The organism is Aliiglaciecola lipolytica (assembly GCF_018860635.1).
GTDB lineage: Bacteria > Pseudomonadota > Gammaproteobacteria > Enterobacterales > Alteromonadaceae > Aliiglaciecola > Aliiglaciecola lipolytica_A.
On the sequence record NZ_JAHKPT010000035.1, the window covers coordinates 539,728 to 551,284 of the forward strand.

An 11,557-nucleotide genomic window follows, 5' to 3' on the forward strand; every position below is an offset into this window, starting at 1 on the left:
AAATAGATTAATATGGTTCGAGAGCCCGACATTGTTCGGGCTCAATTTTTTATACAAGACGAGAGAGGGCTCACCAAGCGTCTTTTTGCTTAACTTTACTTCTATCAATTTCAATAGCTTCTACTACTTTGAGTACTTCACCATATTGTTGAAACGTTAGTACATCAGTTAAAACATAGCCTTTTACTTCGACAACCATGCCATTTTGCAATAGTTCTTTGTTCATTCCTCTGGGCATGTATTTTTTGCCATCATTTGCGTCTAAGCCAAAAAATCCACCTTCCATACCTTTATAAACAATGGTGCCAGTAATAGTGAGCATTTCTGTTTCCTCTTGTGTGGCTTCACTGTTGTTCGCTTTTTTCAATTCTACAGCCGGTTTTGCTTGAGCCGCTGCAGACACGCTGGTATCGGCAGTATCAGTACCTGAACAACCCACAAAAAATATTATCGAAAATAGACACAGTAACTTATTCATTTTTATCCCATCAATATTATTTTGTACAATATATAACCATGTATAACACGATACTTTGACAATTACATTTTATAAAAGTGCATAAAAAAGCCGTTTGATTTTACAATCAAACGGCTTTTAATCAATCTCGTGTACTGTTAGAAATTAGTACTCGAACATCGCTGAAATGGATTCTTCATTACTCACTCGACGAATTGCTTCAGCTAACATGTTGGACAAGGTTAGTTGTTTGACACGGCTCAAAGCTTTTATGTCATCAGCAAGTGGAATACTATCGGTGATGATAATTTCATCAATCACTGAGTTTTGAATATTTTCCACTGCATTACCAGAGAAGATCGCATGAGTTGCATAGGCATACACGTTTCTTGCACCGTGAGCTTTTAGTGCTTCAGCTGCTTTACCTAATGTACCGCCAGTGTCGATCATATCATCGACAATGATACAATCTCGATCGTTTACATCACCAATGATATGCATAACTTGTGCGACATTAGCTTTGGGACGACGTTTATCAATAATCGCCAAATCTGTGTCATTAAGCAGTTTTGCCATTGCTCGGGCTCTTACTACACCACCGATGTCTGGCGAAACTACTACTGGATTATGAAAATCACGACGACGCATATCGTCTAGCAAAATCGGTGTTCCAAATGCGTTATCTACTGGCACATCGAAGAAACCTTGAATTTGTTCTGCATGCAAGTCGATGGTTAATACGCGGTCAACACCCACGTTCGATAAGAAATCAGCCACTACCTTTGCGGTAATAGGAACACGCGCCGAGCGAACTCGTCGATCTTGACGTGCATAGCCAAAATATGGAATTACAGCGGTTATACGACCTGCTGATGCGCGACGAAGTGCGTCGATCATCACGATCAATTCCATTAGGTTATCGTTAGTTGGGGCACAAGTTGATTGAATGATAAAAACGTCAGAACCACGTACATTCTCATGGATTTCGACGCTTATTTCACCATCACTGAAGCGGCCCACACTAGCGTGGCCAAGTTTAGTATAAAGTCTATCTGCTACTTTTTGGGCGAGTTCTGGTACTGCATTACCAGCGAAAAGCTTCATGTCCGGCACAAGAAATTTCCTCAGTGCGAAAGTGTTAAGGGTAACCAATGGGCTACATTGATTCATCGCGTTTCAGGGTTGCCGCGAGCTTAGTCTAGATTGCGTTTGTCAGCAGTTAAGCCGAGGTTAATTGCAGTATAGCTAAATACTCATGTAAGGGTGATGTATTAATACCTTTTGCGACAAACGCCTGACAATCTTCAGGCAAGATTCGTTTAACCTGCTCAGCTTGTTCGAAAGTGTCAAAAACAGAAAATAAGCACGCTCCTGTCCCTGTCATTCTCGACGGCGCGTATTCTAACAACTGACGTAATAAATTTGCAACTTTAGGATAGCGATCACAGACTAATTTTTGGCAATCATTGCGAGTTTTCGTAAATTCGTAATCTTGCCAGGCTATTTTAGCTGAATTTCGGATTAAATCATCCGCCGCAAAAATTTCCGCAGTGGACACGTGACAATTTGGAAAAACAATCAGATAAAATTTCGAAGGAAGCTCAGTTGCTGTGATTTTTTCTCCCACACCCTCTGCAAAAGCGGTTTTGCCATAGATGAATATAGGGACATCGGCACCTAGGGTTAATCCGATGTCAGCTAATTGCGATTCTGATAATTTCGTTTTCCACAATGCATTGAGCGCAACCAAGGTTGTTGCCGCATTGGACGAACCTCCGCCAATGCCACCTCCCATTGGAAGCTGCTTATCTAACCAGATATTGCAACCTAAAGTTGAGCCTGAAAGTTGCTGTAATTGTTTGGCTGCTTTGTAGATTAAATTATCTTCTTGGGCTACACCTTCTAGTTCGCTTTTTATGCTAATGGCGCCGTCATCAGTGACTTCAAACGCTAATTGATCACCAATATCCACTAATTGAAATAATGTTTGCAATAAATGATAACCTTTTTCATTTTGTCCATTGATGTGCAAAAAAAGGTTTAATTTGGCGGGGCTAGGCCACCAATGTTGAGGGAGCGGGCTCTGTATCATTGCATTCTCTGCCAAGAAGATATTTTAATTTTAATTTGATTCGCGGTATTTTGCGTGTTGGTCAGCTCAATAGCATGGGGTAACCAAAGTTCTTCCACTTTTTTGTAGTCAGAATAAGTTAACGTCCAAGGCACGCATTTTTTGCATTTAGCTTCTAACTTACTGACTAAACCGTACTCATCGTACACCACGTTATCATTTTTTGTATGTTGTCCTTTTACCCAAAGTCCGAGCTTTTCTACCGGAATATTCCAACCTGTTACCCGTAAAATCAATTTATTGGGGTCAGTATCGGTGAAGGTTTGGTCATCAACTTCTAATTTTGCGTAGTTATCACCACTTTGCATTTTTAAAATGCTGGTACCTATAAAGGTATTTAATTGTAAATCAAGTTGAGTTAGTTGCTGCTGCCAATTCATGTAAGCACTAACTTTATCTTCTTCACTTTTGAATGCTAAGCGCCCTTTGATTTTCCAATGGGTTAAATCTGAAAGCTGGTGTTGATGACGTTCGCTATCGATACTTTGATTAATTCTAGTCGATGTTACACAACCTGATAATAACAGTATGGTCAAACAAGCAGATATGACAAAAATCGATTTCATGCAAAGTGCCAAATTGAGATTTAGATGATTTTTTATGCGTTAATTAAGACTTCTGATAAAAAACAGCTAAAATTGAGTTGGATTGTTATTTTATATGGGAACACAGAAGCTCCACTACTTTCAATACTTTTGGCTTTTGCGTACAATGCCGCTCCCAATAATATTGCACGGTTGACTAGCATTTCTCAATGACACTGATTGCTGTAGGAATTAATCACAAAACGGCCCCTGTGGTTTTACGCGAGAAAGTTGCCTTTCCTGTGGAATCCATGGTGGAAGCGCTTGCCTCTTTGCGAGAGCATTTAGGTGCTGAAGAATCAGTAATTCTATCTACCTGCAATCGAACTGAAATTTATATATCAACTGAACATTCGTTAGGCGATAAGCTGATCAAGTGGCTTGCTAACTTTCATAATTTAGATACCAACGAACTTATTTGCCATAGTTATCTGCTTGAAGAACAAGAGGCTATCCAGCACATTTTGCGAGTCGCCAGTGGTTTAGATTCTTTAGTATTGGGTGAGCCGCAGATTCTAGGGCAGGTAAAACAAGCGTATACGAGCGCCAAAAATTATGGCGCAGTGAATAGTCAACTTGAAAAGTTATTCCAACATACTTTCTCGGTGGCAAAGAAAGTTCGAACAGAGACAGACATTGGTGCTAATGCGGTTTCCGTTGCTTTTGCTGCTGTGCAGTTATCAAAACAGATATTCTCTTCATTATCAAAAACCAAAGTTTTGTTAATAGGGGCTGGTGAAACAATAGAATTGGTTGCTAAACATCTGACCAATAATGGTGTGAATAAGATTACCGTTGCCAACCGGACATTAAGCCGTGGTAAAGAATTAGCAGAGCAAATAAACGCTAACGTTATTACACTTGCGCAAATTCCCAATGTTTTGCATGAAGCCGATATTGTCATTAGTTCTACTGCAAGTACTTTGCCCATTATCGGTAAGGGGATGGTAGAAAGTGCGCTAAAAGACCGTAAACATAAGCCTATCTTCTTCGTGGACCTTGCGGTACCTAGAGATATAGAAACCGAAGTCGCAGATTTAGATGATGCCTATTTGTATTCGGTTGATGATTTGCAACATATTGTTGAACAGAATTTGGCCAGTCGCCAACAAGCTGCCGACGAAGCTGAGTTGATCATAAGAGAACAGGCTCAGGTCTATTTTAATTGGCAAAACTCACTAGAATCGATTGATTCATTGAAATTATTTCGTCAGCAAAATAATGACGTTAAAGTTAAATTACAACAACGTGCTCTAAGCCAATTGGCCGAAGGCAAAGATCCGCAAGAAGTCGTGATAGAATTATCAAATAAACTGACCAATGCGTTACTACACGCGCCAACCAAAGCGCTGAGCCGTGCTGCATCAGAACAAGACCAAGATACATTGTCATTGCTCAGGCAAACATTGGGTCTGGATGTCGAAAAAGAACAAACAGGAAAATCATGAAAGATTCAGTAGTCAGTAAATTAGAAACCCTTATCGAACGATTTGAAGAAGTTCAGGCGTTGTTAAGTAATGCAGAAATTATTGCTGATCAAAATAAATTCCGCGCGTTATCTAAAGAATATTCTCAATTAGAAAGTGTTGTTAAAACCTTTAAGCTTTATCAGCAAGCCCAGGAAGACTTAAAATCTGCGCAAGAAATGATGCAAGAAGATGATGCAGAAATGCGCGAGATGGCACAAGAAGAGTATAAAGAAGCTAAGTCGAAAATCGAAAGTTTAGAAAATGACTTACAAATATTATTGCTGCCAAGAGATCCTAATGACGATAGCAATTGCTTCTTGGAAATCAGGGCGGGGGCTGGTGGAGATGAAGCCGCTATTTTTGCTGGTGATTTGTTTAGGATGTATAGCCGTTATGCTGAGACACAAGGCTGGCGCGTAGAGCTTATCAATGCAAACGAAGGTGAGCACGGTGGTTACAAAGAGGTGGTTGCGAATATTATCGGCGACGGCGTCTATGGAATCATGAAATTTGAATCCGGTGGACATCGAGTTCAACGGGTTCCTGAAACGGAATCTCAAGGCCGAATTCATACCTCTGCTTGTACTGTTGCAGTATTGCCTGAAATACCAGAATCTGAAGCAATTGAAATTAATCCTTCAGACCTAAGAATTGATACGTTCCGGGCATCGGGGGCGGGAGGACAGCACGTCAACAAAACAGACTCTGCAATTCGTCTAACTCACATACCTACAGGCGTTGTAGTCGAATGTCAGGATGAACGTTCTCAGCACAAAAACCGTGCTAAAGCTATGTCTGTACTGCAATCTAGATTGAATCAAATCGAGGACGATAAACGCGCTGCAGAAGAAGCTTCGACCCGCAGAAACTTGGTTGGGAGTGGGGATCGCTCTGAGCGCATTCGTACTTATAATTTTCCCCAAGGCCGAGTGACCGACCATAGAATCAATTTAACCTTGTACAAATTGGATGACGTAATTGCCGGCGATGTGAATGCGTTGCTGGAGCCAATTAGACAGGAGCATCAGGCTGACCTGTTAGCCTCTTTGTCTGATGGAAACTAATCCAAATTTGACTGCAGGTTCCTGCGTTTCAGAACTGTTGAATTGGGCCTATCAGCATCTGTCAGAGGGCGAAAGTCCGAAAACGGATGCTAGATTGTTACTAGCTTACTGCATCGGAAAATCAACGACTTACCTGATGACTTGGCCAGATCAAATCGTTGATGAGAGCGCCCAATCACGTTTTCAGCAATTGGTTTGTAAGCGCAAGCTAGGTCATCCAGTAGCACATTTAATTGGTAAACGAAATTTCTGGACACTAAGTCTAGAGGTGACACCTGATACGCTGATTCCGCGCCCTGAAACTGAATTATTGGTTGAACAAGCGTTGCAATTACCCTTAAATCAAAAGGCAAAAGTACTAGATTTGGGCACAGGTACAGGGGCTATTGCATTGTCTTTAGCTCAAGAAAAGCCTGAATGGGATGTTTTAGGTGTGGATGTCATTGAAGATGCAGTCGCTTTAGCAAAGCGCAACGCAGTTGCCAATCAATTGTCTCATGTCAAATTTCTGCACAGTAGTTGGTTTAGTGAATTAGGCGCTAACACTTTTGACTTGATTGTTAGTAATCCGCCTTATGTTGAAAGTGACAGCCAATACCTTTCACAAGGTGATGTGCGTTTTGAGCCTGTATCTGCTTTAACTTCTGGAAAAGATGGTTTAGATGACATTAAAATAATCATTAAGCAATCACTTCAGTATCTAGAAGCAGGGGGTTGGCTGCTTATTGAACATGGATACAATCAATCTGAGGCTATCGGTAAACTATTTGCTCACTATCAATATATAAATATATTTCATAAAAAAGACCTGAATAACCAACCCCGTATAAGTGCAGCTCAAAAACGCTAATTCTATTACACGTCAACTGACCTATCTCACTTCAGCTTTCTAGTAAATACGCAAAATAACAACAAAGATAACAACAAAGACACCCATGCTTAAACCTAACAACAAAGACACCCATGCTTAAACCTATTCTGACCAGATTTTATGTCATGTGAATTAAAGGGTGGGTGTCCTGGATAAAGTGCTGGGCAAAACTAACAACAAAGACAGCCATGTTTAAACCTATGCTGACCAGATTTTATGTCATATGAATTAAAGGTGGGTGTCCTGATTAAACGGCAGGGCAAAACTACTTGAAAGTGTATGAGGTTCGATGAATTTGTTAGGTTAAGCCTGTTGTTTTTGAGGTATTAAATTTCTGTGGCTCAAGTAGTTTCTAAATGGTAGATTGTCTCGGATATTTATCTATGAGGTTATGCTATGTCTGATATGTTTCTGTTTGCTGAAGACACAGACGAAAAAATTGAAGTTCAGAAAGGTGTATGGAAAGTCCTTATAGTTGACGATGAACCTGAGGTTCATGCGGTTACCAAGCTTGCATTGAACGATTTTGTTTTTCAGGAAAAAGGCCTTCGCTTTATTAGCGCATACAGCGGGAAAGAAGCTAAAGAACTTTTCCAGCAGCATGATGATATTGCGGTTGTGTTGTTAGATGTTGTAATGGAAACAGATGAAGCCGGTTTAGACGTTGCCCAATATGTACGTAACGAGCTTCACAACAATTTCACTCGTATCATTTTACGCACAGGGCAGCCCGGGCAAGCACCAGAGCGTGATGTGATTCTAAATTACGATATTAATGATTATAAATCGAAAACCGAACTTACAGCTCAGAAATTGTTCACTGTGGTAATCGCAGCTCTTCGCTCATATCGAGATATCATGGTAATTGAAGAGAATCGGCAAGGTTTAGAAAAAATCATATCCGCTTCTGCAAATTTATTTTCTATTCGTTCCTTAGAAAATTTTATCGAAGGTATTATTCAACAGCTATCTTCGCTACTTGGAGGAACAAAGGATGCTGCTTATATCACTTCAGCCATTGCCGCCCCTAATCCAATTGATGTATTCGAGCCTAAGGAGTTTTACGTGTTCTCTGGAAAAGGAGAGTACCATGGACAAGAAGGAGCGTTGTTAGAAGATGTTGTAACCGGGGATGAGCTTGTTGCCTGTAGAAAAGCATTGAAAGAAAAATCACTGGTTTATGGCGATGAATACGTTGCAGCCTATTGTCAGGGTAAACATACTAATGGATCCCTGTTGTATTTATCTGGTATTCCCAGAGCAATGAATTGCTATGATAAAAAGCTTCTGGAAATATTCAGTAATAATGTCCAAATAGCTTTTGATAACGTGCTTCTCACAAAAGATATTGAAGACTCCCAACGAGAAATAATCGAACGTTTGGGCGATGCTATGGAAAAACAGTTTAGCGTTGGAAAGCACATTCAAAGGATGGTTGAAATGTGTAAACTGCTCTCCAAAGAGTATGGTTTATCTGAGACACAAATTGAAATGCTCGCCTTAGCTGTGCCATTGCATGATGTCGGAAAATTGAAAGTTCCAACCGATATATTAGGTAAACCGGGTCCGCTCAATGACTTAGAAAAAGAGGCTGCCAAACGGCACGCTCAAATCGGCTATGATTTGTTGAAAGATTCTCGTCGCAAAATTATTCAGTCAGCAGCCCAAGTCGCTCGCGATCACCATGAACATTGGGATGGCAATGGCTACCCTCGAGGTTTGAAGGGTGAAAAAATCCATATTTTTAGTCGGATTACGGCCATTGCTGATGTTTATGATACCCTGCGTAGTAAACTCAATTACAAAGAGGCTTGGCCGTTGGATAAAGTGCTAGATACCTTCAAAGAGGCGCGAGGAAAACAGTTTGAACCTAAACTGGTCGACATTTTACTCGAAAATATCGAGAAAATAGAGAATATACAACAGCAATACCCTGATCCTGTTTAATCAATAATCGCCAGTTTCAAACGTTAATACAAGCAAGCTTACGGGGAACGCTGCTTATCAAAAAAATAATCAAAGGCTTCTCGATTTGACTACTGGTCTAGTATAAAGTGTTGGCCGCCTCAAAAGTCTTCCTTTATATTGAGGTGCAAATTTTCCAACTGAAAAACATAATAATTAGAAGGGCGTTTTATGTACATGATGACCAAACATCTTCACCTTACTGCAGTGGCATTAAGCATTATTTTATTTATTTTACGATTTGTATGGTTACAGCGTAATTCAACATTGTTACATAAAAAATGGGTGAAAATAGTACCGCATGTAATTGATACCCTGTTGCTGGTTACTGCTATAACTCTATGTTTTATCGTACCTTTTAATCCTATCCAACATCCTTGGTTGTGGCAAAAAATCGTTCTGGTTATCGCCTATATTGGACTAGGGTTTTACGTACTAAAATTTGCTGATTCAGCGATAAAACAATGGGGTGGTTTTACCCTCGCTATTGTGTGTTTAATGTTGGCTGCTAACTTAGCGGTTAGTAAACAAGCACTTATTGGCTTTTAACAAATAGATCATGGATAAGTGTTAAGGTTTCACTACGCTAACCCGATAACAACACATAATGTCAAATTGTTAGAGGATACTGTGAAAGCCTTACACCATGCTATCAATGAGAAAGACTCTTTGTTGGCGAGTTTATTATTAACTCAACAATTTGGAAACAGCATCAACGTACTTAAGTACGTTGCGCAAATTACTGTACTAGCCAAACAAGTCGCAAAACATATCGATTCTAATGGGTCGGAACTGGAAAGGTTTCAACAACTAATCGACGGTTTCTATACTCAATTGGCATTTAGCGGCGATGAAAACAATTTTTTTAATGCCAAGTATAGTTTAGTAGACCAAGTTATTGACTATCACACTGGGATTCCCGTCACCCTATCCATTGTTTTTTCTGCTATCGCCAATCAACTTGGATTCAATGTGGCAGGGGTTAACTTTCCTGGGCATTTTTTAATTCGTTTTCAAAGTCAGGAAAAGCGTTTACGCTTTATCGATCCACTTAATGGCAACACTATTAAATGGCAAGAGTTAGAAGCGTTATATTTTAGTATCGTAGGTGAAACAGAAGATGAGGAAATGCCCTCAGACACACTCAATGTTGCCTCTACAGAAGAAATATTGGTTAGGTTATTACATAATTTAAAAGCGTCTTATATCCGAGAAGAAAATTACCAAATGGCACTTCGCGCGGTGGATTTGCTAATTGAACTTTGTCCTGATGACCCTTACGAACGCCGTGATCGTGGTTTTTTACTTCATCAGTTAGAGTGTCCTCAAGTGGCGAAAGCCGATTACCAGTTTTTCATAAAACGTTGTCCTCAAGACCCTTCCGCGCAACTACTAAAAATGCAAATGCGGCATTGGGAAAGCGCTTTGACTGTGGTTTTACACTAAATTTTTATGCAACTTCAATGGCGCGATTTGATATCTGTAATTTATAGACACGTTAACCAAAGCAGCGCAAAACTCGCTAAACATTAATCTCAATTTGCTTACTCGTGCCACCGACAAATTTCCTTTACTCCGCACTTTAATATTCCTACTATAGCACTAACTTATGTAATAAATTCAGCTATAGAGAAGCAATTTAAGTGAATAATCAACAATCTATTTCGGTAGGCAATGTAGACGTTGCGAATGACAAACCTTTTGTATTGTTTGGCGGTATGAACGTACTAGAATCTCGTGATCTGGCAATGCGGATAGCAGAACACTACAAAGAAGTAACAACTCGATTAAATATCCCTTATGTTTTTAAGGCTTCTTTTGATAAGGCCAATCGTTCATCGGTTCATTCTTATCGTGGCCCTGGAATGGAAGAAGGCTTAAAGATTTTTGAAGAAATTAAAAACACCTTTGATGTGCCGCTGATTACAGACGTTCATGAACCTCATCAGGCGCAACCAGTTGCTGAAATTGTAGATGTTATTCAGCTACCTGCATTTTTAGCACGTCAAACAGACCTAGTCGTTGCAATGGCTCAAACCAATGCCGTCATTAACGTTAAAAAACCACAGTTTTTAGCGGCCCATGAAATGCGTCATATCATTAATAAGTTTTTGGAAGCGGGCAATGACAAAGTAATATTATGTGAACGGGGTTCTTGTTATGGCTATAACAATCTCGTAGTTGATATGCTTGGTATGGATGAAATGAAAGATTATGCACCTGTTATTTTTGATGCAACCCATGCTCTTCAAAAGCCTGGTGGACGTTCTGATTCTGCCGATGGTCGCAGAGCGCAAGCGGCTCAGTTGGCTCGTAGCGGCATGTCACTTGGTCTCGCTGGATTATTTATTGAAGCTCACCCAGAGCCAAATCAAGCTAAATGTGATGGACCTTGTGCATTAAAGTTGGATAAATTAGAACCTTATTTACTACAAATGAAACAGCTAGATGAATTGGTTAAAAGTTTTGAACCTTTAGATACTAGCGCTAACTAATAGCCGTAACGGCGAACTTATTCAGTTAGTTTCGCCGTGTTGTTTACACTTGAAGTTTCTTCAATTTCAACTATAAATTTTTGTAGTTCTTTTTTGGCAGCATTAGATCCTAACAAAAGTTTAGAAGCTTCAATTGAGTTCAATGGTTGCAAGTCTTCCAAGTTTTGTTGAAGTAAAGCGTCAATGGTTGTTGCTAGTGACAAGCCCATTTCAGTTGTTTCATTAGCGCTAGCAAAACTGATAGCACTGGCGTTTAAAGCGATCGCAATTGTAAGATATTTTAAGTTTTTCATATTTTCTCTAAATTATTTTCATTTAACATTATCATTTTTGCTATATTTATTTAACAAAAACGTACAAATAAGTTAATGTTTTATATACATAAAATTTTAACTTGGAGCTATTTTATACAATAACGTGAAACCTTGAAAATGACATTTAGTATGGATAATCATTAGAAAAACTAATGATTAAAAAGCGTTTCTAGTTTATCCTTAACACAATTCACTAAAAATAAGATT

At 39.5% G+C, this 11,557-nt stretch carries 12 protein-coding genes; 7 read left to right on the plus strand and 5 right to left on the minus strand.

The features are described from left to right. Nucleotides 1-70 precede the first annotated feature (70 nt). The 4 genes from KO530_RS20335 to lolB all read right to left on the minus strand — a co-directional run bounded on the left by KO530_RS20335 (nt 71) and on the right by lolB (nt 3,154). Complete coding sequence (locus KO530_RS20335; RefSeq protein ID WP_216050276.1) at nt 71-478, minus strand: hypothetical protein; 408 nt, start codon at nt 476-478, stop codon at nt 71-73. A gap of 144 nt (nt 479-622) precedes the next feature. Next, on the minus strand, nt 623-1,570 hold the full coding sequence (locus KO530_RS20340) for a ribose-phosphate pyrophosphokinase (protein ID WP_216050277.1): 948 nt from the start codon (nt 1,568-1,570) through the stop codon (nt 623-625). Between the two features lie 106 nt (nt 1,571-1,676). Continuing rightward, nucleotides 1,677-2,549, minus strand: a complete 873-nt coding sequence (gene ispE, locus KO530_RS20345) for a 4-(cytidine 5'-diphospho)-2-C-methyl-D-erythritol kinase (protein WP_216050278.1) — start codon at nt 2,547-2,549, stop codon at nt 1,677-1,679. Beyond that, nucleotides 2,546-3,154, minus strand: coding sequence for a lipoprotein insertase outer membrane protein LolB (gene lolB / locus KO530_RS20350; RefSeq protein WP_216050279.1), 609 nt, complete (start codon nt 3,152-3,154; stop codon nt 2,546-2,548). The genes ispE and lolB overlap by 4 nt, the downstream gene beginning before the upstream one ends. A gap of 188 nt (nt 3,155-3,342) precedes the next feature. Between lolB and hemA the strand changes: the two genes are divergently transcribed. The 7 genes from hemA to kdsA all read left to right on the plus strand — a co-directional run bounded on the left by hemA (nt 3,343) and on the right by kdsA (nt 11,036). After that, a complete protein-coding gene (gene hemA, locus KO530_RS20355) occupies nt 3,343-4,620 on the plus strand; it encodes a glutamyl-tRNA reductase (protein ID WP_216050280.1) in 1,278 nt (425 codons plus the stop codon). Next, on the plus strand, nt 4,617-5,705 hold the full coding sequence (gene prfA / locus KO530_RS20360) for a peptide chain release factor 1 (protein ID WP_216050281.1): 1,089 nt from the start codon (nt 4,617-4,619) through the stop codon (nt 5,703-5,705). Before hemA ends, prfA begins: the two co-directional genes overlap by 4 nt. Beyond that, nucleotides 5,695-6,555, plus strand: a complete 861-nt coding sequence (gene prmC, locus KO530_RS20365) for a peptide chain release factor N(5)-glutamine methyltransferase (RefSeq protein ID WP_216050282.1) — start codon at nt 5,695-5,697, stop codon at nt 6,553-6,555. Before prfA ends, prmC begins: the two co-directional genes overlap by 11 nt. Before the next feature lie 417 nt (nt 6,556-6,972). After that, on the plus strand, nt 6,973-8,523 hold the full coding sequence (locus KO530_RS20370) for a DUF3369 domain-containing protein (protein ID WP_216050283.1): 1,551 nt from the start codon (nt 6,973-6,975) through the stop codon (nt 8,521-8,523). 195 nt (nt 8,524-8,718) lie between these two features. Beyond that, complete coding sequence (locus tag KO530_RS20375) at nt 8,719-9,090, plus strand: SirB2 family protein (protein WP_252729378.1); 372 nt, start codon at nt 8,719-8,721, stop codon at nt 9,088-9,090. A gap of 81 nt (nt 9,091-9,171) precedes the next feature. Then, on the plus strand, nt 9,172-9,987 hold the full coding sequence (locus tag KO530_RS20380) for a SirB1 family protein (RefSeq protein WP_216050286.1): 816 nt from the start codon (nt 9,172-9,174) through the stop codon (nt 9,985-9,987). A gap of 197 nt (nt 9,988-10,184) precedes the next feature. Further along, nucleotides 10,185-11,036 carry a 3-deoxy-8-phosphooctulonate synthase gene (gene kdsA / locus KO530_RS20385; protein WP_216050287.1) on the plus strand — a complete coding sequence of 284 codons (852 nt, stop codon included), beginning with the start codon at nt 10,185-10,187 and terminating at the stop codon, nt 11,034-11,036. A gap of 17 nt (nt 11,037-11,053) precedes the next feature. Here kdsA and KO530_RS20390 read toward each other — a convergent pair whose 3' ends face one another. Next, entirely contained in the window at nt 11,054-11,329 is a 276-nt protein-coding gene (locus tag KO530_RS20390) for a hypothetical protein (protein ID WP_216050288.1), read from the minus strand. Between the last annotated feature and the right edge of the window lie 228 nt (nt 11,330-11,557).